This is a genomic window from Pseudomonas sp. Pme6b, assembly GCF_058129925.1.
In genome coordinates this window covers 2,942,277-2,962,611 of record NZ_CM176704.1, presented here as the reverse complement: position 1 = coordinate 2,962,611, position 20,335 = coordinate 2,942,277, and the positions used below count along the sequence as shown (strand labels likewise).

Below are 20,335 nucleotides of genomic sequence, written 5' to 3'. Positions count from 1 at the left end.
TTCCCTTTCAGTTCATGTAAAAGCCGAAGGCACCGCCACTGCGCGGACCTGCCGACGCGGTACTGGCGGCGCGCTGTTTGTCCAGCGGCGTCGCCACCACGCGATCCTTGACCGGCTCGACCAGATACGGAGTGATCAGAATCACCAGTTCGGTTTCGTTGCGCTGAAAGCGCTTGGAGCGGAACAGATTGCCCAGCATCGGCACCTTGTCCATGTCCTGGCTGCTTTCACGCTGGAACAGCCCGGCAATGGCAAACGTCTGACCACTGCCGACTTCCACACGAGTGTCGGCACGTCGCACCCTGAACGACGGCACCTGATAGCCGTTAACGTCCAGTGTGATGGTACTCATCAGGCTGCTGACCTCGGGACGCACCTGCAACGCAATGCGCCCGTTGGGCAGCAGCGTCGGGCTGAACAGCAACGACACGCCGTAAGGCTTGTATTCGATACCGACGACTTCGCGGTTGACCGGCACCGGCACCGCCACTTCACCGCCAGCCAGAAAGCTCGCAGTCTGCCCGGTCATGGCGGTAATGTTCGGCTCGGCCAGAACTTCGAGCACACCGTTGCTTTGCAGCGCCTCCAGCATCGCGTCGATGTTGACATTGCCCGACGCAAGCCCGGCGCTGATTACGTTCGATGCGCCGCCCGCTGCATCGGCGGCCAAAGCGCCCCCCGTCAGCAAGCCGAATGAAAAAGTGCCGTTATTGAACAAGGCATTCCAGTTCACGCCATAGCGCAACAGCTCGGAGCGCGAGACTTCGGCGAAACGCACGCGGATATTCACCTGCGCCGACCCTGCGTAAGTGGCACTGTTTACCGTCGACTGAAAGTTCTGCCCCTCGGTGCTCAGCAAGGCATTAAGATCGGTTGCTTCACCGACATCCTGCACGGAGCCACTGGCAATCACCCGGCTGCCGGAGGCATTGATCCGCGCCTGACTCTGCGGGTGCAACGCCTTGAGCGGGCGTGTCACAGCAGCAGTGCCGCTGCTTACCGCCAGACTCAACGCAGCGGTCTCACGGCCCTCGCTGTCCAGGGCAATCAGACTGGTCTGCCCTGCGGCCTTGCCGAACACGTAGATCACGCCGGGTGACACCACCTGCAAGTCGGCAATACCCGGCTCGGCCACCATCACCGAGTCCACGGGGGCTGAAAAATGCAGAACGCGGCCTTCACCGATGGCCAGATCGACTGTGCCTTTGGCCCCTTTGGCAATGTTTTCGGCAAATGAAACTGTGCCAATGAGCAACGCGCCCACACCCACGAGAAACATCCGTATTACGCTTACTGAGGTCATGAGGCAGTCGCCAGAGGAGTGACAGCACCGGCCCTGGATGCCGGGCGTGCAAGGACATCGGTCAGGCTGACAGTGCCGACCGCTTGAAGGTTGTATTCACTGGCCAGTTCACGAAAGGACAGAACCGCCAGTTGCAGCTCGCCGCGCACGATGAGACGGCGCATACACCGACGCAGCTCCGAATGCACAAGCAACACCGTCAAATCATGTTCCGGCAGCATGTCGCACAGGCGACGCAGCTGTACCAGTACGGTCCGGCCGATGTCATCGGGCAGCGAATCACGGCTCTTTTCCTGGCGAGCCAGCGTGGCGCGCAGTTGTTCTTCGAGCGCAGGTGCCAGTACAAAGGCGCTGATCACCCGGTTGCGATCGGCATACTGATGACTGATCTGCCGCGCAAGTCCTGCGCGCAGATGCTCGGTCAGTCTGCCCGCGTCAGATTCAATACTGCCCCACTCCACCATCGACTCCAGCAGGCCGCGACGATTGCGTATCGATACCCCTTCAGAGACCAGCAAACGCAAGGCCTCTGCGATACGCTGCAGCGGCAGAATGCGCAGCACTTCCTTGATCAGCTCACCGTACTTACCCTCAAGCTGTTCCAGCATCAGGCGGGTTTCCTGAATACCCAGAAAGTCGGCGGCATAACGGCGCAACGTACGGTCCAGTACTTCGCGCAACACTTCATCGGCGAACAGAAAACCAATACCGGCATCCTGCAAACGTTCCGCATGCTCGCGCCCTGCCCAGCGGCCGGGACGGGAACCGATCGGCGAAGGCGCTTCAAAGGTTTCGACAGAAACCAGTTGTGCATGCACCGGATCGTCCTGCAGCAAAAGCGCCATGCCGCTGAATTCGCCCTCACTGACGGGTACACCTTCAAGCTCGACCTGGAAACGATCGGCTGGCAGGCTGCGGTCCAGATAAACCTCGGGCAGCGGCACCTCGACACCCAGATCGATGCGAATGTCGTGACACAACGCTTCGATACGCTGACGCAGGGGCTGCAATGGGGCGGCCTCGGCCAATCCGGTTCCGATACTCAGCAGCACCTGGCTGTCGCGTGGCCGCTCGGCGCTTTCCAAGGCATCTTCCGCGGCATCGTTCGAAGCCCCGGAAGCGCCAGAGGAAGCCCCGGGCTCGGCCATCGTTTCATGCTCTGGCAGCTCGTCCTTGACCAGTGACCGGGCAGCACGACGATCCCGGCGCCAGAGCACAAGCGCACTGCCGCCCAGCACGGCGGCCAGACCGACAAACACCAGCAACGGAAACCCCGGCAGCATGCCTACGCCCAGCAGGATCAGCGCAGTCAGACCCAGCGCACGATGGCTGGCGCTCAGTTGCCTGACAATCTCGGTGCCCAGGTCACGCTCTTCGCCGTCGCTGTTGACGCGGGTCACCACGGTCCCTGCGGCTACGGAAATCAACAGTGCCGGGATCTGCGCAATGAGGCCGTCACCGACGGTCAGTAACGAATAGACATGCGCGGCTTCGGCGAACGGCATACCGCGCTGGACCATGCCGATCATCATGCCGCCCAGCAAGTTGACGAACAGAATCACCAACCCGGCAATGGCATCACCCTTGACGAACTTCATGGCGCCGTCCATGGCTCCGAACATCTGGCTTTCACGCTCCAGGCGTGAACGACGACGTCTGGCCTCGAACTGGTCGATGTCACCGTTGCGCAAGTCGTTATCAATGCTCATCTGCTTGCCGGGCATCGCATCCAGGGTGAAACGCGCAGCGACTTCGGCGACCCGCTCAGCGCCCTTGGTAATGACCACGAACTGGGCAACCGTAATTATCAGAAATACGACCAGCCCCACAACGACCTGACCGGCAATCACGAAATCACCGAACGCCTTGACGATATGACCGGCATTGCCGTCCAGCAGAATCAGGCGAGTGGTGGTGATCGAGAGCGACAAACGAAACAGCGTGCTGAGCAGGATCAGCGGCGGCAGCGCGGAAAACTCCACCGAGTGGTTGATGTAGAACGCGACGATGAGAATCAGCAGGCTCAGGGCGATGTTGACTCCGATCAGCGCGTCCACCAGATAGGTCGGCATCGGAATGATCATCATCGCGATAGCCATCAGCATGAACGCAACGATGATCACATCTGTGCGTTTAGACGCAGTTACCGCCAGGCGATTCAGAGCATTCATGAGGGTCATTGCGCAGCCCTCCGGGCTTCCAGGTAGCGTCTGAAGCATTGCCGCGCGTCGTCCTTGCGGCCTGCCTTCCACAACGCGCGGCTACGCAACAGAAGCAGCGCGGCGCTCTCGCCTTGCTGCTCGACCAACCTGTCGAGTGCCGCAATGGCCCGGTCGGTGTCTCCGCTGTCGGTGAACGCCAGCACCAGGCTGTGCAGCAGCGCGCTGTTCGTCGGTGCCAGCTGTATCGCAATCAGCAACATCACAAGTGCACGTTGTGGCTGGCCACTGCGCCGGTACAGATCACCCATACCGTGGAGCAACTCTATGCATTCGCGATCCTGACTGATGCTCATGACTGCACCTCGGCGCGTTGCTGTTCCAATAGCAGCCGCATGTCGATCTCTTCACGAATCACGTCTTCGGCGAGCTCGCGGATCTCCGGTTCGGCATCCAGCACCGGTAACACTTCGTCCAGCACATAGCGAAGTACTTGTAGCGAACGCGCCGTACCAAAAAGCTGCGCATTGACACCAGAAGCCTGCCCGGTCTGCTCCAGCTCGCCACGCAACGAACGACGAACCTTGCGCTCGCGCTGATCAAGCAGCGCTTCGAAACGGGTTCCCTGACGCGGCTGCGCCGGAGCAACGCGCTCGACTGCGGGCAAAGAATCGGCTGAAGGCGGCGCTACGGGCCGCAGATCGACTTTCATAAAGTGAAGGCAAACCTTTCATCACCGCGTACAAGGCGGACCTGATTGCCCTCAATGCTCTCCAGCCTCCAGTTGTCGGGTAACAGTGCGCCGGGGTAGACACGCTTGCCATGCTCATCGATCACGTAGGGATTGCGACCGAACCACACCGCCTGAAAACGCACGCGAGGTGCCGCAAGCGCCGTGCTTGCCTGCACGTTGGGCGTCAAGACAATATGCTGGCCAAACCGAGTATCAAAGGCCTGTTGAATCTGCAGCCAACTGCTTTTTTGGGCAGCGGGAAAAGCGCCCTCAACACTGAGCTGCCCGCCCTGTTCCTCAACCCGCAATTGCGTGAGCCTGACGTCCTGCAGCGCACCCTCAAGCCAGCTTCGGGCCTGGGTCAGTGTGGGGGCGCTCTTGACGGGCGTTGACGAACCAGGGACGGAATCTGCAATGGAGTGCCGGGCCGACTCGGCAGGTGCACGAAAGGCAAATGCAGTGGCACATGTCACCAGCAACAAAAGTGCAGCCAGTGCTGGCCATTTAAGCAGCACCAGGCGGCGGGACACAGCAGGGATGGCTCGGGCACTTCGTGTGCTGCGCAAGCACAGCCTGCTCTGTCCGACCAGCAACTCGACAGGCAAGGAGATTCGTTGACCGTGGCCGACGTTGACAACCCGACGTTGGCCAAGGCTATCGAAAACCGTCACATCGCCTCCCAAGGCTTCTATTGCGACGTGTTCAACGGAGAATCGCAGACGAACATGTTGCTCGGCCACATCAGCATCGCCCAGCACAAGGTCAGCCGGAGCGGCACTGCCAATCACATAGACAGGATTGTCCAGGAGCAGCGAAACGCCCTGATGCAAACCATGAAGAATTTCGAGCCGGGCTACGCCGCTTTCTTGCACAGAAGCGTCGGGCGTTCCGCTCAATGAGATCAAGGCTGTCATGATCGAGTCACCACCGTGTGATCTACCGGAAACGGCATGTCAAAGCCGGGCAAAACTGTCGATCGGAAGAATTTCGATGCGCTGTGAATGCAGGCAGCTGTAGCGCTGCCTGCATGACAACGTCAGTTCTGTGGACGTTGCTTGGTAGCATCCAGCTCTGCTTTCTTGGCAGTGGAGATTTCAGTGATCTTGGCCGATTTCTCGATAGCCATATCAAAGGTCGCCGACATTTTTTCGATTGCTGCGTCTGAATTGCCGGAGCTTACGGGTGGAGTCGAACTCATGTTGTTTCTCCTTGCTTCGAGTAGGGATCTATCTGCGGATTAACAACCGGCTCAAGAACAGGTCAATGTGCCATTACACAACAGCGATGCAGAGACACTACGCTATTTGCCGCGTTGCCAATTAATAGTAATCAGCGAAACTTGTTCGATGCTGTGAAACGTTGTGAAATCAGATTTCACAACGAATTAATACCGCAAACCAACAGTGATATCAAAGTGATATTTATTTCTGGTTTATTTCTGGTGATATTAATTTTTTATGTACCACGAGTCGGGGCTCCAACGTTTACGGGGTGTTCGCCAGGGCCTTTATTATTTATCGACTCGTGTGAATTGTTGTGAAAAGAGATTAGCGATCCGCCACTTCACTTGTCGGAATGATAGTGTCGGCCCATAAGCCCTGTTCTTTTGATTTGAAAACGAGACGCCGTTCAAACTATTCACGCGAATAAAGAGTTCGTCATTGACACAGGGTTTCGTTCGCCTCGCGGCACTCAATTATTGAGTCGCCTGCTCCACGTCCAGCGGTTAACAACAGGAGTTATATGCTATGTCGACGTCCACGATCAGCCCGGCGCCTGGCCCTCTTCCGCCCCCCGCACCGGGCGCGAATGCCCGAACGCGATTCAACCAGGTGCTGCAGACCAGCAACCGCAATGGCGGCCAATACCGGCCAGCGGGCGCAGACGAAAAGGCACCTGCGCTGGGCAGTTACGCATCGATAGAAAAGCCCGGCACTGTGGCGGCTGACACCGTGCGCTACGTCACCCAGGAAGGCGATCAGGTACTGGTAAGCAAATCCACCAGCCCGGAGCTCTATCGTCAGGTCGTCGAAGACCAACCCCGAGTGGCAGGCTTCAGGGCCAGTGTGGCTGCTGGCTACTCCCCAGCCAGGGCTGATGCTGCCGCGCCAGCGACGCTGAGCGGCTATGCCCGTATCGGAGCACCGGACGAAATGGGGCCGGGGCTGATTCGCTATGAAGCCGCCGATGGCAGCAAGGTCATCGTTTCGCAGCAACAGAACCCGGAACTCTTCAAACAGGTGGCGTCGGATTTCAAATCGCTATCCGGCGTAGGCAGCAGTCAGCGGGAAGGCTACAGGGTGGCAGGCGCGGACGAAAAGCCGCCGGAAAACATTGCAGGCTTTGCAGTGGTCGGCCCGGTGGATGAAGTCGGGCCGGGCGTGATGCGTTATGTCGACCGTGACGGCAATAAAATCGTCGTGGCCAAGAGCGACAATCCTGAGCTGTACAGTGCGGCCAAAGACGCTTTCAATACCCTGACCGGGCTTAACACGAGCGAAGCGCAAGGTTATCGCAGGGCGGGTGACAACGAAGTATGGCCACCCGTATTCGGCACCACCGTCGGCCCGTTGAATGAGGTCGGCCCGGACACTATCCGTTACGAGCACAACGGAGAGAAGGTCGTGGTCACCCGTGACGACAATCCGAAGTTGTTCGATTATCTGGCAGCGCTGCAAACCATAGTGTCGGACCCGCAAAAAAGAACTGCGATGGAAACAGCAGTCAACGAAGGGCAGATTCTCGCTGACCGCAACACCCCCATTCCCAGCTTGAACGACATTACACAGTTCACTTGGGTGTCTGGCCAGGAAGGAAGCCAGATCAGCTATCAGAATCAGAGCGGTGAGCGGATTGTCGTCACTGAAGCATTGACCCCTGAACTATTTGACAAAGTAACCACCCTCCATGACGCCTGGAACAAGATCAACAGTAGCCGGGAAGAAGGTTACACGTTGGCAGAGCCTCATGACTTTTTGAAGAATCAGGACATAACCATCGGTTCACCGGACGAATTGGGCGCGGGTCTGATTCGTTTCGAGAACGGCGATGGCAAGTTCATCGTCTCCAAGGATTACAGCCCGCAGTTGTACGATGACGTGGTGGAAAAATGGAATGAGCTGGGCACCGGCAATATCGGTGAAACCCGCAGTCGGCATAACTTGCCGCCCGTGGCCGAGCTGGATCTGATGGGGCAGAAAACCGGCGTGAAAGCCGACAAGGATGACGAGAACTCCGAAGAGCTGAACGTCGGCGAACTGGCGACCAAGGAACTGCTCGACCAATACCGCGACGGTGTGAACAAAGGGGATATTGCCAAGGATGACCCTCGCGCAAAACTGGTCAGGGCAATCGAGGCGCAGGCCGCTTATGACAACGGTCGCGGCCTGACCGGTTATGAAGAGGCCAAAGGCGCTTTCGGCGGCACCTGGCGCGAATTCGACAGCAAACAGACCCAACTCAGTTCGGCCGACATGCACGACATCATCGATGGCGGCAAGCTGCAAGAACAACTGACCACACTGTTCTCTGATCCTACCGTGCAGCAGGACTACCAGAGCAAGATGACCGATGCACTGGGCAAAGTGCCCAACAAGGACGAAATCAAGCAGAAGCTGCTCGACCTCACCGCCAATCCCGATTACGTACTTTACCTCAAGGATCTGAAAAAGCAGGGCCTTGGCCAAGAGACGCAGAAAGACCTGAGCGACACCTTGTCCTCACTTGCACTGGTCGATCCAGAAGGCGCCAGCAAGGCGGCACAGTCTATTCAGGCCGACGGTTTGACCAGCGATCTCAACGATCTGGTCGCCGACCCGTCGAAGATCAGCGACGAGAATAACGCCCTCGCCACCAAGGACCTGTTCGGCCTGCTCAAGGCAGAGCTCAAGGGCTTTCTGGTCGATATGCCGCGCTTCCTGCAGCCCACCTTCGAAAAATTCCTTCAGGAAGGTGTCGTGGGCAACGCCAAGCCCGCAGACATCGCCAAAGCGCTCAAGGAGGTCGGTGATGCCTATCGGAAAAACGGCAAGGTCAGCGAAGCAGACATCAAGACAGCCCTTTCCAAACCCTACATACCGGTAGCTGATCGCGGCAAACTGGGCGAAATCTTCAATACGCTCAATAGCAAAGGCGTCATGGGCTCCGTTGCAGCAGGCGTGTCGCTGTTCTCGGCGATTTATCAACTGGTCGGCAACGGCGGCAAGCTAGGCGAGACACCGATTCAGCGCCTGGGCATTGCCAAGGACTTCCTGAGCTTTGCCGGCGGTGCCAGCCATTTCGTACGCCTGGCTGATCAGGTTGGCGACCTGATGGGCAAAGGCGGCCTGGTGGACATGCTGGGGCTGGACAAGACGTTACCGGAGATCTGGGGCAAGGAAAGCTTTGGCAAGGCCAAGGAAGTCAGGGTCAGTGGCATTTCCGCAAGCAACCTGAGCGAGATCCGCACCGCACTGGATGCGACTGATGAATATCGGCTCAATTCGACGCTGGGCGACATGGCTGGCGGTGCAGAAGCGGAACGCCAGGCCATGGGCGGCATCACCCAGCGGCTGGATAACGCCGTGCAGGCTTCAGGGGCCAAGCTGCCCTCTGGAACTGCCAATAAAATCGCAGGCTCGGTCGTCAAAGTGCTGGGGCCTGCAACGGATCTGGCTGGTGGTTTTGCCGATATCGTACTGGGTGCATTCACCATCAAGGACGGCGTGAAGTCAGGTGACAAGCTGGCTCAGGCCGCAGGCGGCCTGCAAATTGCCGGCGGTGCCTTCGGCGCGTCAGCCGGCGTACTGGGAACCGCGGCACTGGTGGGTGCAGGCGGCGCGGCGGCCACCGCGCTGGCCGGGCCATTCTTCCTCGTCGGCGTTGTGATTGCTGTCGTCGGCGGGATCATTGGCTATTTCGTCGACCATAACAAAAAGCAGAAAGCATCCGAAAAGGAAAACGACTGGTATCGCGATCTGGCGGCAGACGGTTTGCTGCAGTCCGACTGGGGCGACAAGGTCGAATATGCACACTACTCGATCCACCACTATCGCGAACGCGAAGCGCCTGAAGACGACAGCCTGTTCCGCTTCCAGAGTGCCGAGTGGAAGCATTTCGACGAAACGCCGCAGGAAGGCGGCTCTTCCACCAACCGCCTTGATGACACGTTACACGTGGAATACGGCGAGCCACACAAATCGCCGGATCAACAGAAGCGTGACGAATTGAGAGAAGCACCGCGCTGGAGCGGCTCGAAGGTCTGAGCCATTCATGCATGTTCGACAAGCCGCCGTTCAGGCGGCTTTTCGGTTGATCAGGGAGCGCCGAACAGCATGGTCCAGTACACACCGCAATCGGCGTTGGTAGCCGTCGCGTAGGCCGCGCCGACCTCGGTAAACATAGGGTTCATCAGGTTGGCGCAATGTCCCGGGCTGGCCAGCCAGCTGGTCATTGCCTTGCTGACAGTGCTCTGCCCTGCTGCGATGTTTTCACCGATCTGCCGTCCGCCGTAACCCGCTGCACGGGCGCGATCTGCCGGTGAATCGTTATCAAAGCCTCGATGCGTGAAGTAATTCTCGCTGGCCATCGACTGGCTGTGCCCCTGTGCAGCCATTTCCAGGGTCCTGTTCCAGCTCAGCGGTCTGGCCGAAGGAAACGGCTGCTTGCCACACATGCGCGGCTTGGCTCGTGCGGCATTGACCTGCGCCAGAAGTATGCGGCCAGCCGAGCGTGCATCTTCCAGGCTTTCGTCGATCAACGGTTTCGCCAATACCACACGCCAGTCGCCACGCTCGCGAGTAATACCGATGTCAGCGTATTGCGGGTCAAGCAAAGCGCCGCAATAGCGTTTTTCGAGCATGCCGAACGCTTCACCGGCGCTCTGCGCGCCAGCAAGTCGTATGGTCCGGACGGTGACCGCCTGATAACCGGATGCCTTGAGCGCATCACGTGAACTGCCAGCGAAACTGATCGGCAACGCTACGCTGGCGTTGAGCGTCAGCGCTCTGGAGATTTTTGTCGTTCGCGCTTCGCAGCGCTGAGGTTGCCCACGAAAATCGTTGATGGCCTGGACCAGCTGTCGCTCGTCACTGGCATGGCTGGCGTACATGGGCAGCAGAGGCACGAAGTACAGGCACATGCGCCAGAAATAACGGTGCGATTCAGGCATGAAGACAGACTCGAAAAGTAAAAGGCATGCCATGAATTTCAAGGCCCGAATAAGACCCTGAAAAAACCTCTTGGTTCATGCTGCATTTTCAAATGCAGGGGTTATTCAAATACCTGTTCCGGCAAAAAACACCGCTGATCCGGGCCTCTCGCGATCACGTTGAATTTACCCGAGCCATGGCGATCTTCCCTTACACACCTCTTGTACCTGCCGAGAAAGGATTCTTTCACCATGGCCACTCCTCCCGAAACTCCATCGCTGCGCCGGGCAATCACGGCGCCGATGCTGACACTGTTCATCCTCGGTGACGTGCTGGGGGCTGGCGTCTATGCGTTGGCAGGCACTATCGCCGGACGTGTCGGCGGAGCCATCTGGGCCCCCCTGCTGATTGCCCTGTGCTTCGCCTTGCTTACCGCTGCGTCCTATGCGGAACTGGTGACCAAATACCCTCGTGCGGGCGGTGCAGCGGTGTATGCCGAAAAAGCCTTCGGCAAACCGCTGTTGTCGTTTCTGGTCGGCTTTTCCATGGTTGCGGCAGGCGTCACCAGTGCTGCAGGGCTGGCAGTCGCGTTTGCCGGCGACTATTTCCAGGCATTGGTGAGCTGGCCCGCGCAGTGGGTATGTGTGGGCTTTCTGGTGATTGTCGCGCTGTTGAATGCGCGTGGCATCAAGGAGTCGTTGTCGGCCAATCTGGTAATGACCCTGATTGAGCTGAGCGGGCTGGCAATGGTGATTGCGGCCGCAGTCTGGTTCGTCAGTCAGGGTAATGGTGTGCCGCAACGTGTGTTTGAACTGGAGACGAACTCACCGGCCACCGCGATTCTTGCCGCATCGCTACTGGCATTTTATTCATTTGTGGGCTTTGAAACGTCTGCCAACCTGGCCGAAGAGATCAAGGATGTGCGCAGGGTGTATCCACGAGCGCTGTTCGGTGCGCTGCTCATTGCAGGCGCGGTTTATATGCTGGTCGGCGTGGGCGCGGCCATGGTGCTGCCCGTCGAACAGTTGAAAGCTTCGCAGGCCCCGCTGATGGATGTCGTCAGTGCTTCAGGGTTGGGGATACCTGCCCCATGGTTCGCGGTGATCGCGCTGATTGCGGTTGCCAATGGCGCACTGCTGACCATGATCATGGCCAGCAGACTGACCTTCGGGATGGCTCGTGAAGGGCTGTTGCCCGCGGTGATGGGCTCGGTTCTGCCTCAACGGCGCACACCCGGCGTGGCCATTTTCGCAACCACAGTGGTTGCCATCGCGCTGTCCTTTACCAGCACCCTCACCACGCTCGCTGAAACCGTGGTGTTATTGCTGCTGTTCGTGTTTCTCAGCGTCAATATCGCGGTTCTGGTGCTCAAGCGCGACAAGGTCGAAGCCGGCCATTTTCAGGTTCACTGGGTCATTCCGGTATTGGCGATTCTTTCCTGCCTGCTTTTGCTGACCCAGCAAGGCCCTGAAACCTGGTTGCGTGCCGGCATGATGCTCGCTGTCGGAGCCGCGCTTTATGGACTGACCCGATTAGGCAGTTCAGTGCTGGTTTCACACCCGCGCTGAACGGCATTTGTGATGCATGCCACGCGCGTGAGTCAGGCTTTACTTCAGTGTGTAACGACGATGTCTGAAATCGGATTGCGCCACCGCTCTTCGATTCTTGCATCGTCTGCTCGATAGCCAAGAGCGATAACCAGCGGTATGACGGCACCACGTGGCAGCTGGAGAAGTTTGGCAACTTTCGCGCCTGAAAATCCTTCCATCGGGCACGTATCGATGCCCTTCGCGGCTGCGCCAGGCATGATGGTTTGAGCTGCGAAGATGGCATTGCATGCCGCCCATTGCCGACCGCCGATATGGCCGATGGGGAGTAGCGAGAGGGTCGTCGGATCAGCGCTGCAAGCGCAACAATCGGCGACCACAAGACAGAAGATCCCACTCCGAGAACCTTCTGAAACATACCTATTTGTTTGCGGTAGTAGGCCTTCGAATCTGTTCCCAACACAGACGAACCTTCAACGTGGTCGAGTTGTGCGTTGGCTGTACGCAACCCCAGCGCAGGACTCGCCACGATCACGATGAGCTCGGCCGCTGATGCTGCAGCTTTCTGGCCGTTGCAAGCGACCGCCAAATTCGCTTTGAGCCCAGGATCGCGAACCCAGTGCAGTTGATAAGGCTGCATGTTCCCGCTGGAGGGGCATAGGCTGTGCGCCTGCACCGCCCGGTTCAGGCGCTTGCGCTAGGCATGAAGCAACTCGATCCGGAAAACCTTTCGCAACGCCTGCCAGTGCAATACGACCAGGAAGAACTCAAAGACATTGCCTGCGGTATAAACGCACATCTGGAACGGGTCGAGCAATTCATGGCCCGGGAACGCGCCCTTCTCGATCAGGCCAGTCATGAGTTTCGTACGCCGATCGCGGTGATCAGCGGCGCGCTGGATGTGCTGGCCAGGCAAGCGCTACCCGCGTGTGCAGCGCCACCGATTCAACGCATGCGGGCAACCGTGGATAACCTGACCGAGATCATGGTCGCGCTGCTGTATTTGTCGCGCGAGCCCATGTCCTCAGCGCCGGACGACCCCGTCGAGCTGGACCGCCTGTTGCCCGACCTGGTCAAGGACCACCAACACCTTCTGGACGGCAAACCCGTGCAGTTTTCGGTGCACATCCACCAGACGCTTTGCCTGCAAGTGCCCGAGGCGATGTTACGCATTGCCATCGGCAACCTGTTGCGTAACGCTGCCGAAAACACCTATGACGGAACAATCACCGTACGCCTCAAGGACGGTGTATTGAGCGTGACCGACTCGGGCGAAGGCTTCGACACTGCGCAGGCGTCCCTCCACTACCTGTCTCTGCTGAGAAACTCGACCAGAGCGGGCACCGGGAAAGGCCTGGGGCTTTTTCTGGTGCGGCGCATCTGCGAACGATTTCGGTGGACGCTGACCCTGGAGTCGATGCCGACGCCAGGCACTAGAGCGGAGCTGGATTTCCGGACTCGGCTAGTGCAGTACCGGTAAATTCGACAGCAAGCCTCTATAACTTCAGCGTCATGAATGGCATGAGAAACATCATGAGATTAACGGTGCGACACTATTAATAAGCACGCTAAGTTAAATTTTTTTCACAGGCCAAAAAAACAGCCTTACCGTCATAAAAAAAATATACATTATTCACGTGGCCAATAACCTGCTATTCAGAAACTTCAATGCAGTTATTTGTAGCCACCCCATCATTAAGCCACGCAGAGAAAACATCATGAATCGAGTAACAGCAAAGTCCGCATTGAAAGCTCTCGTTGTGACAACCATTGCAATCATCGGCCTGCAGGGCACGGCATTTGCCGCCACCGGTATACAAACCGCACCAGCTGTCGATGGCAAACACGCGCTCGTGCAAGAGGCCGGCAAGACTGAAGCCACCCGCACCACATCTGCACCACTGCAAGTAGCGACGAGGCTGAAAAACGGCTTACGTATCAACACCGCCTGCGACGATACCGGCCTCCCTTGCCCGCCTCGCGGCTAAAAGCACCGGTTAAAAAACAGCCGCAAAGTAGTCACTTTGCGGCTGCACTGCTATAGAACAATACCGTTGTTACCTGTCCACTCTGCAAGTGATCAGCCCCCTGAACTCAACCGCTACTTGCATCTCCATCCCTGTCGCTCATGCCCTCGCGACTAAACAGCAATGCCATAACAGCGGCCAACAGGTTCAGCGACGTTTCAGTCGGTCGATGATCACCGCCAGCAACAGAATCGTACCGCGAATCACGTATTGGTAGAACGTATCGATATTCTTCAGGTTCATCGCATTCTCGATGATCGCCAGAATCAGCACACCAGCGATTACATGGCGAATCATGCCGATGCCGCCGCTCAGCGAAACACCGCCCAGTACGCACGCCGAGATGATGGTCAGCTCGAAGCCCTGACCGATCATTGGCTGCCCCGAGGTCATACGCGAAGCCAGCACCACGCCAGCCAGTGCCCCGACAAGCCCGTGAACCGCGAAGATGATGATCTTGGTGCGATCGACATGCACACCCGCCAGCAATGCAGCTTCCTGGTTGCCACCGATGGCCATGGTGTTGCGCCCGTAGGTGGTGTAGTTGAGCAACCAGCCGAAGAATATGAAGCAGGCGATGGTGATCAGGATCGGCACCGGCACGCCATATATCTGGCCATTGCCGAAGATGAAGAAATCCTCGTTGGAGACGCCGACGGCCTTGCCGTTGGAGAAGATATACGCAAGGCCGCGCACGATCTGCATGGTCGCAAGGGTCGTGATCAGGGCATTGATGCGCAGCTTGGCAATCACGATGCCATTGATCAGACCAACCACCAGCCCCAGCGCCAGCGCGGCGGAAACACCGAGAAACACGCTGTCGGTGTCGCGGATAACAATCCCGGCGATGACCCCGGAACAGGCCAGCACCGAACCGACCGAAAGGTCGAAGTGCCCGGACGCCAGACAAAAGAGCATGGTGCAGGCAGCAATGCCCACGGTGGAAATCGCAAGGCCTAGCCCCCGCATGTTCAGCGGTGACATGAAGTTGTCGATGAACACGGCGCACAGCAGGAAGATTCCCACGGCAGCCAGGAGCATCACCCAGTCATCGGCAAAACGACGCAGGTTCATGCCCTGACGGGGAGCCTGCAGGCTGGATTCGGTAGACATATGCACCTCTTTATTATTGTTCATGGTCAGGGGACCGGTTATCAGCTGCGCGTGCGAGGCAGAGCCAATTGCAGGAGTCGCGATTCATCAGCCTCATCGCGGTTGAGTTCACCAGTGATCGCGCCTTCGCTCATCACCAGAATGCGGTCGGAAATACCCATGACTTCCATCAGGTCACTGGACACCACAATGACCGCAATCCCGTCGGCGGCCAGGTTGTGAATGATCTCGTAGATCTCGGACTTGGCACCGACGTCAATCCCGCGGGTGGGCTCGTCCAGCAACAGGACCTTCATCGGCATCGACAGCCAGCGACCGAGAATCGCCTTCTGCTGATTGCCGCCGGAGAGGAACATGATCTGTTGCTCGGGCGATGGTGTCTTGACGTTCATCGACTTGATCTGGCTGCGTGCGTTGTCGCGCTCCCAGCGGCCCTGAATCAGGCAGCCGAGATTCACATGCCGGGGCCGTGCACCGATGTTGATGTTCTCCGCGACGCTGGACAGCGGCACGATACCTTCCTTCTTGCGGTCCTCCGGGCAGAGCAGAATGCCTGCTTCGATCGAATCGCGTGGGGACTTGAGCGTCAATGGCTTGCCGTCCAGCTGCAACGTGCCTGCCGTGCTGCGCGTCAACCCCGACAGCAGACGGAACAGCTCGGTACGCCCGGCGCCCACCAGCCCGAAGAAACCCAGCACTTCACCTTTCTCTACGGCAAAACTCACGGGTTCGTGCAGCCCCGGCCCCAGTAACCCGGTCACTCGCAGGCTAGGCCCTTGATGCTGGCGCGGACGATAATTGTAGATGTCCTGAATATCCCGGCCCACCATGCAGGTCACCAGCCGGTCATGATCCAGATCAGCCATCTGCTCAAAGGTTTTTACAAAACGACCGTCCTTGAACACTGTTACGGCATCACAGACACGGAAGATTTCTTCCATGCGATGAGACACGTAGAGAATCACCCGCCCCTCGTCGCGCAGCCGCACGATAATCGCCATCAACCGGTCAATTTCACGTGCCGACAGGCTGCTGGTGGGTTCGTCAAAGGCGATGACGTGCGCATTGCGTGACATGGCCTTGGCGATCTCCACCAATTGCCGCTGGCCCAGTGAAAGATCACCCAGGCGAGTGCGCGGGTCGATTTCGTCAGCCAGGCCTTTGAGCAGCTCACCTGCCCGACGGTACATCGCACCGCGATTGATCAAACCAAAACGATTGGGCATGTGCCCAAGCAGCAGGTTCTCGGCGACGGTCATTTCCGGCACCAGATGCAATTCCTGGTGAATCACCGCCACACCCGCCGCAATACTCTCGGCGGTGGATTTGAACTGGTAGCTCTGCTCACCGATCTGCAAGGTGCCGCTATTGGGCTGATAAGAGCCGCCGAGGATTTTCAGCAGCGTGGATTTACCGGCACCGTTCTCGCCCATCAAGGCGTGAACACTGCCGGGGCGCGCTTCGAAGCTGATGTCCGAAAGCGCCTTTACGCCGGGGAAGACCTTGCCGATGCCATTGAAGCGCAAGGCACCGTTTATGGATGTTTGCTCGATAGCCTGTTGCATGAAACCAACCTCCTCGCACGTGTGAGGGACCTGAAAATCAGGCCCCTCAGTCAACTCACTTCCACAGACCGATCTTGGTCAATACTTCCTGGAAGTTGGCGCGGGTGATCAGTGTCACATCGTCCATAGCGAATGAAAGGGACTTCCCCGTCCAGAGGGCGCGGCGAAAGTCGCGAATCGGCATCGAAGTGCCATGATGAAGTGTCAAACCTGCATCAAAACCACAGGAGGGGAAGTCCATGCCAATTATTACCGTGGGAATCGATCTAGCCAAGGCCGTATTCGCCGTTCACGGCGTCGATGAGGCTGGTAAAGCCACCTTGGTGAAGCCCAAGGTTGCGCGGGATCAACTGGTGCCATTGATCGCCCAGTTGCCCCCGTGCTTGATTGGTATGGAGGCTTGCTCAGGCGCTCATCATTGGGCGAGGGTGTTCGCCGAGCACGGCCATACGGTCAAGTTGATGGCTCCTAAACTCGTTTCGCCTTATCGAATGTCGGGTAAGCGCGGCAAGAACGATGCCGCAGATGCTGCCGCGATCTGTGAGGCAGTGACCCGACCCAGCATGCGGTTTGTCCCTGTTAAAGACGAGCATCAGCAGGCCACTCTTTGCCTTCATCGAACCCGCCAGGGATTCATCGAAGAACGCACCTCTACGTACAACCGACTGCGCGGATTACTTTCTGAATTCGGCGTGGTCCTGCCACAAAGCCCAGAGCGATTGAGAAAAGAGATTGGTCCCTGTCTGGACACCTTGCCTGGCTGGGCAAGACGGTGCATGAGTGAACTGTTGGAGCACACCAGCCATATCGAGGATCGGCTGGTGGAACTTGATCGAGCCATCAATCAGATCGCTCGCGAAGATGATCGTAGCCGTAGGCTGCTGCAATTGCGTGGGGTTGGCTCGACCACTGCAAGTGCTTTAGTGGCCAGTATTGGAGATGGGCACGACTTCAGAAACGGACGCCAAGTGGCTGCCTGGCTCGGTTTGACGCCAGGCCAATACAGTAGCGGCGGCAAGCAGCGCCTGGGGAGTATCACCAAAGCCGGGGATGCCTATTTACGCAGTCTACTGGTGCTTGGAGCTCGATCTGTCATGGCCAACCTGGGCGATAAGCAAGACCCTCTCAGTCGCTGGATCCGCAACCTCATGGAGCGACGGGGTTACTGGCGTGCGGCCGTGGCGATTGCCGCCAAGAATGCGAGGATGGCCTGGGCCGTTCTGCATTACGGCGACACGTTCAAGCCTGAACAGGCAGAACCAACGGGCGCGTAAACACCAGAGGTCATGACTGATCACCTTGTAAGGCGTTAGGGCGAGGATCATGAGCGGATAAAAGGATCAATGTGCACTGCCGTCGTTGATGTGAAGCGGGTTGGACCTGCGTGGGGGATACCTGAAAAATCGTATGGGAAATTCAGTCCCGGTTAGCGAACGAGGCCCTCACGTGCGTCTTTCATCAGGGTCCGAGCGATCAGCTCAAGATGACCGTTTGTAGTACCGCAGTCCTTCACCTTCTTACGTCGATCCGGCATATGCAGCGGAGTCAAACAGAAACTATTGGGCTTGTGCTCAATGGGGAAGCCCTTGTAGATACGTACAGGCCCGCTGTACGGTACTTGTCGAGCTGCACCCGACCCTATACTGTACATGCAAACAGTAAAGGGGTACTTCATGCAGCTTATCGACAAGCTCAGCATTCTGGCGGACGCCGCCAAGTACGATGCGTCGTGCGCCAGCAGTGGAGCACCCAAGCGCAGCTCGCAGGACAAATCCGGTCTGGGTTCCACCAACGGCATGGGCATCTGCCATAGCTATACGCCGGATGGCCGTTGCGTGTCGCTGCTGAAAATCCTGTTGACCAATTTCTGCTTTTACGACTGCCAGTACTGCGTCAACCGCCGCTCCAGCGACGTGCCCCGTGCGCGCTTCACGCCCGAAGAAGTGGTCACCCTGACGCTGGACTTCTATCGTCGCAATTGCGTCAGCGGGCTGTTTTTGAGTTCCGGGATCATTCGCTCTGCGGACTACACCATGGAGCAACTGGTCGAGGTCGCCCGGTTGTTGCGCGAGGTGCACGAGTTTCGCGGTTATATCCACCTCAAGACCATCCCCGACGCCGATCCGGCGCTGATCGAAAAAGCCGGTCGCTATGCCGACCGCCTCAGCGTCAATATCGAGCTGCCGACCGACCTGAGCCTGCAAACCCTTGCACCGGAAAAAGACGTCGCGTCGATCAAACAGGCCATGCAAACCATTTACACCGGCGAGCAAACCGTGCGCAACGAGCCGCGATCGCCGCGCTTTGCCCCGGCCGGGCAAAGCACGCAAATGATCGTCGGTGCCGACGCTACCGACGACAGCACCATCCTGCACAGCGCGCAGTCGCTGTACAGCAACTTCAAACTGCGCCGGGTCTACTATTCAGCGTTCAGCCCGATCCCCAACAGCCCCAACAGTGTGCCACTGGCTGCACCGCCGCTGATGCGCGAGCACCGGCTGTATCAGGCCGACTTCCTTTTGCGCGGCTACGGTTTTACTGCAGGTGAATTGCTCAGCGGCCCCGGTGACCTGGCGCTGGACATTGACCCCAAGCTGGCCTGGGCGCTGGGCAACCGGCAGGTGTTTCCGCTGGACCTGAACAAGGCCGACGCGGCGCTGATTGCCCGGGTGCCAGGCATCGGCATTCGTACCACCCAGCGGCTGGTCGAGCTGCGCAGGCAGCGGCGTATCCGCTACGAAGACCTCACCCGCATGCGCTGCATACTGGCCAAGGCCAAGCCGTTTATCATTACCAGCGATTACCACCCGCCGCATGCGGAAACCACCAGCGAATTTCTGCATCACCAGTTGCGTGACCGGCCGCAGCCTGAGCAAATGGGGCTGTGGGGATGATCTGTCTGGACTGCGACGACCTGTTCGGCACCTGGCGGCAACAGGCACGCTGGCTGCTGAGCCATGAAATCGACCCCAGCCAGGTCAGCTGGAAGTCGCCGGATGCCGCCGACCTGTTCGGCAGCGAAGAAGAGTATCCCAGGGAGGCCGGGCCTTTTCAGGCAAGGGTTCCGCTGGAGCTGGTGCAGTTGCTGGAAAGCGCTTCGCGTTACCGGGGCGATCAGCGCTGGAGCCTGCTGTACGAAGTGCTGTGGCGCGTGACTCACGGCGACCGCACAGCGATGATGGCCGGCGACAAGCTTGGCAGTGAGCTGCACCGTCGTCTCAAGTCGGTCAGACGTGAGGCGCATCATCTGCACGCATTTCTACGCTTTGTCGCCTTGCCGCCTGTCGCTGATGACGCGGCCATCATGCGCCCGCAGTACGTGGCCTGGCATGAGCCAGCGCACGATATTCTGCTCAGTGCCAGTGAGCATTTCATCGGCCGCATGGGCCAGCACCGCTGGATGATCGCTACCCCTCAGGACGGCGTGTATTACGACGGCAAACAGTTGATCCACGAGCGCCGCTGCCCTGAAACGTGGCAGACCATGGCTCGGCAGGTCGAAGACCCGCATGGCGAGTTGTGGCTCACCTATTACAGCCACATCTTCAACCCTGCACGCCTGAACCCCAAAGTCATGGAGGGCCACTTCCCTTCGCGCTTCTGGAAGAATCTGCCCGAAGGCCCTTTGATTCCAGCGCTCATCACCCAGGCCCGGACTGGCAAACAACGCGACGGCCAGGCCAGCGATATCGCCGCCAGACGTGGCAAAAAGATTGCGCACAGGGATTGAGTCTTTCGCTCTCGGGCTCTTGTTACCCGG

Annotated in this window: 17 protein-coding genes and 1 pseudogene; 7 read left to right on the top strand and 11 right to left on the bottom strand. The window is 58.4% G+C overall.

All coding sequences use genetic code 11. From position 1 onward, the window contains the following. Positions 1 to 7: 7 nt before the first annotated feature. The 6 genes from AC4ANE_RS13445 to AC4ANE_RS13420 all read right to left on the bottom strand — a co-directional run bounded on the left by AC4ANE_RS13445 (position 8) and on the right by AC4ANE_RS13420 (position 5,393). A complete protein-coding gene (locus AC4ANE_RS13445; protein ID WP_460408972.1) occupies positions 8 to 1,303 on the bottom strand; it encodes a type II and III secretion system protein family protein in 1,296 nt (431 codons plus the stop codon). Then, complete coding sequence (sctV, locus tag AC4ANE_RS13440; protein ID WP_044317900.1) at positions 1,300 to 3,483, bottom strand: type III secretion system export apparatus subunit SctV; 2,184 nt, start codon at positions 3,481 to 3,483, stop codon at positions 1,300 to 1,302. The genes AC4ANE_RS13445 and sctV overlap by 4 nt, the downstream gene beginning before the upstream one ends. Then, positions 3,480 to 3,818, bottom strand: a complete 339-nt coding sequence (gene sctY / locus AC4ANE_RS13435) for a type III secretion apparatus assembly chaperone SctY (RefSeq protein WP_002553567.1) — start codon at positions 3,816 to 3,818, stop codon at positions 3,480 to 3,482. The genes sctV and sctY overlap by 4 nt, the downstream gene beginning before the upstream one ends. After that, the gene (locus AC4ANE_RS13430; protein WP_002553566.1) at positions 3,815 to 4,174 is read right to left on the bottom strand and encodes a hypothetical protein; all 360 of its coding nucleotides are present in this window, start codon (positions 4,172 to 4,174) and stop codon (positions 3,815 to 3,817) included. Before AC4ANE_RS13430 ends, sctY begins: the two co-directional genes overlap by 4 nt. Beyond that, positions 4,171 to 5,109, bottom strand: coding sequence for a SctD/MshK family protein (locus tag AC4ANE_RS13425; RefSeq protein ID WP_002553565.1), 939 nt, complete (start codon positions 5,107 to 5,109; stop codon positions 4,171 to 4,173). Before AC4ANE_RS13425 ends, AC4ANE_RS13430 begins: the two co-directional genes overlap by 4 nt. A gap of 122 nt (positions 5,110 to 5,231) precedes the next feature. Beyond that, complete coding sequence (locus tag AC4ANE_RS13420; RefSeq protein ID WP_003377029.1) at positions 5,232 to 5,393, bottom strand: hypothetical protein; 162 nt, start codon at positions 5,391 to 5,393, stop codon at positions 5,232 to 5,234. A gap of 550 nt (positions 5,394 to 5,943) precedes the next feature. Here AC4ANE_RS13420 and AC4ANE_RS13415 point away from each other — a divergent pair. After that, the gene (locus AC4ANE_RS13415) at positions 5,944 to 9,438 is read left to right on the top strand and encodes a hypothetical protein (protein ID WP_002553564.1); all 3,495 of its coding nucleotides are present in this window, start codon (positions 5,944 to 5,946) and stop codon (positions 9,436 to 9,438) included. A 50-nt stretch (positions 9,439 to 9,488) separates the two neighbouring features. On the opposite strand, the gene AC4ANE_RS13410 is transcribed toward AC4ANE_RS13415, so the two are convergent. Next, on the bottom strand, positions 9,489 to 10,376 hold the full coding sequence (locus AC4ANE_RS13410) for a CAP domain-containing protein (RefSeq protein WP_080718884.1): 888 nt from the start codon (positions 10,374 to 10,376) through the stop codon (positions 9,489 to 9,491). Positions 10,377 to 10,574: 198 nt separating this feature from the next. Here AC4ANE_RS13410 and AC4ANE_RS13405 point away from each other — a divergent pair, with 198 nt between their 5' ends. Beyond that, positions 10,575 to 11,891: an APC family permease gene (locus AC4ANE_RS13405; RefSeq protein WP_031595561.1), complete on the top strand. Its 1,317-nt coding sequence runs from the start codon at positions 10,575 to 10,577 to the stop codon at positions 11,889 to 11,891. 44 nt (positions 11,892 to 11,935) lie between these two features. On the opposite strand, the gene AC4ANE_RS13400 is transcribed toward AC4ANE_RS13405, so the two are convergent. Continuing rightward, entirely contained in the window at positions 11,936 to 12,130 is a 195-nt protein-coding gene (locus tag AC4ANE_RS13400) for a nitroreductase family protein (protein ID WP_230851579.1), read from the bottom strand. A gap of 404 nt (positions 12,131 to 12,534) precedes the next feature. Between AC4ANE_RS13400 and AC4ANE_RS13395 the strand changes: the two are divergent. Then, positions 12,535 to 13,350: pseudogene (locus AC4ANE_RS13395) on the top strand (sensor histidine kinase); the annotation flags it as partial. A gap of 265 nt (positions 13,351 to 13,615) precedes the next feature. Further along, complete coding sequence (locus tag AC4ANE_RS13390) at positions 13,616 to 13,858, top strand: hypothetical protein (RefSeq protein ID WP_005733063.1); 243 nt, start codon at positions 13,616 to 13,618, stop codon at positions 13,856 to 13,858. 186 nt (positions 13,859 to 14,044) lie between these two features. On the opposite strand, the gene araH is transcribed toward AC4ANE_RS13390, so the two are convergent. From araH to AC4ANE_RS13375, 3 genes are read right to left on the bottom strand one after another with little or no spacing between them, the layout of a single operon-like run. After that, positions 14,045 to 15,010: an L-arabinose ABC transporter permease AraH gene (gene araH, locus AC4ANE_RS13385; protein ID WP_004664988.1), complete on the bottom strand. Its 966-nt coding sequence runs from the start codon at positions 15,008 to 15,010 to the stop codon at positions 14,045 to 14,047. Positions 15,011 to 15,051: 41 nt separating this feature from the next. Continuing rightward, positions 15,052 to 16,575 carry an L-arabinose ABC transporter ATP-binding protein AraG gene (araG, locus tag AC4ANE_RS13380; RefSeq protein ID WP_002553558.1) on the bottom strand — a complete coding sequence of 508 codons (1,524 nt, stop codon included), beginning with the start codon at positions 16,573 to 16,575 and terminating at the stop codon, positions 15,052 to 15,054. Between the two features lie 55 nt (positions 16,576 to 16,630). After that, positions 16,631 to 16,816 carry a hypothetical protein gene (locus AC4ANE_RS13375; protein ID WP_152561431.1) on the bottom strand — a complete coding sequence of 62 codons (186 nt, stop codon included), beginning with the start codon at positions 16,814 to 16,816 and terminating at the stop codon, positions 16,631 to 16,633. Between AC4ANE_RS13375 and AC4ANE_RS13370 the strand changes: the two genes are divergently transcribed. From AC4ANE_RS13370 to AC4ANE_RS13360, 3 genes are all read left to right on the top strand, one after another. Further along, a complete protein-coding gene (locus AC4ANE_RS13370) occupies positions 16,815 to 17,849 on the top strand; it encodes an IS110-like element ISPsy16 family transposase (protein ID WP_015060660.1) in 1,035 nt (344 codons plus the stop codon). The genes AC4ANE_RS13375 and AC4ANE_RS13370 overlap by 2 nt on opposite strands. A gap of 399 nt (positions 17,850 to 18,248) precedes the next feature. Next, positions 18,249 to 19,469: a putative DNA modification/repair radical SAM protein gene (locus AC4ANE_RS13365; RefSeq protein WP_002553551.1), complete on the top strand. Its 1,221-nt coding sequence runs from the start codon at positions 18,249 to 18,251 to the stop codon at positions 19,467 to 19,469. After that, positions 19,466 to 20,305, top strand: coding sequence for a TIGR03915 family putative DNA repair protein (locus AC4ANE_RS13360; protein WP_031595991.1), 840 nt, complete (start codon positions 19,466 to 19,468; stop codon positions 20,303 to 20,305). The genes AC4ANE_RS13365 and AC4ANE_RS13360 overlap by 4 nt, the downstream gene beginning before the upstream one ends. The last annotated feature ends 30 nt before the right edge of the window (positions 20,306 to 20,335 follow it).

Excerpts from the sequence above, each read along its gene's own strand:
- AC4ANE_RS13370 (WP_015060660.1), top strand. The coding sequence starts at position 16,815 with ATGCCAATTATTACCGTGGGAATCGATCTAGCCAAGGCCGTATTCGCC.
- AC4ANE_RS13405 (WP_031595561.1), top strand. The coding sequence starts at position 10,575 with ATGGCCACTCCTCCCGAAACTCCATCGCTGCGCCGGGCAATCACGGCG.
- AC4ANE_RS13425 (WP_002553565.1), bottom strand. The coding sequence starts at position 5,109 with ATGACAGCCTTGATCTCATTGAGCGGAACGCCCGACGCTTCTGTGCAA.
- AC4ANE_RS13415 (WP_002553564.1), top strand. The coding sequence starts at position 5,944 with ATGTCGACGTCCACGATCAGCCCGGCGCCTGGCCCTCTTCCGCCCCCC.
- AC4ANE_RS13360 (WP_031595991.1), top strand. The coding sequence starts at position 19,466 with ATGATCTGTCTGGACTGCGACGACCTGTTCGGCACCTGGCGGCAACAG.
- araH (WP_004664988.1), bottom strand. The coding sequence starts at position 15,010 with ATGTCTACCGAATCCAGCCTGCAGGCTCCCCGTCAGGGCATGAACCTG.
- araG (WP_002553558.1), bottom strand. The coding sequence starts at position 16,575 with ATGCAACAGGCTATCGAGCAAACATCCATAAACGGTGCCTTGCGCTTC.
- sctV (WP_044317900.1), bottom strand. The coding sequence starts at position 3,483 with ATGACCCTCATGAATGCTCTGAATCGCCTGGCGGTAACTGCGTCTAAA.
- AC4ANE_RS13420 (WP_003377029.1), bottom strand. The coding sequence starts at position 5,393 with ATGAGTTCGACTCCACCCGTAAGCTCCGGCAATTCAGACGCAGCAATC.
- AC4ANE_RS13410 (WP_080718884.1), bottom strand. The coding sequence starts at position 10,376 with ATGGCATGCCTTTTACTTTTCGAGTCTGTCTTCATGCCTGAATCGCAC.
- AC4ANE_RS13445 (WP_460408972.1), bottom strand. The coding sequence starts at position 1,303 with ATGACCTCAGTAAGCGTAATACGGATGTTTCTCGTGGGTGTGGGCGCG.
- AC4ANE_RS13430 (WP_002553566.1), bottom strand. The coding sequence starts at position 4,174 with ATGAAAGTCGATCTGCGGCCCGTAGCGCCGCCTTCAGCCGATTCTTTG.
- AC4ANE_RS13400 (WP_230851579.1), bottom strand. The coding sequence starts at position 12,130 with ATGCCTGGCGCAGCCGCGAAGGGCATCGATACGTGCCCGATGGAAGGA.
- AC4ANE_RS13365 (WP_002553551.1), top strand. The coding sequence starts at position 18,249 with ATGCAGCTTATCGACAAGCTCAGCATTCTGGCGGACGCCGCCAAGTAC.
- sctY (WP_002553567.1), bottom strand. The coding sequence starts at position 3,818 with ATGAGCATCAGTCAGGATCGCGAATGCATAGAGTTGCTCCACGGTATG.
- AC4ANE_RS13375 (WP_152561431.1), bottom strand. The coding sequence starts at position 16,816 with ATGGACTTCCCCTCCTGTGGTTTTGATGCAGGTTTGACACTTCATCAT.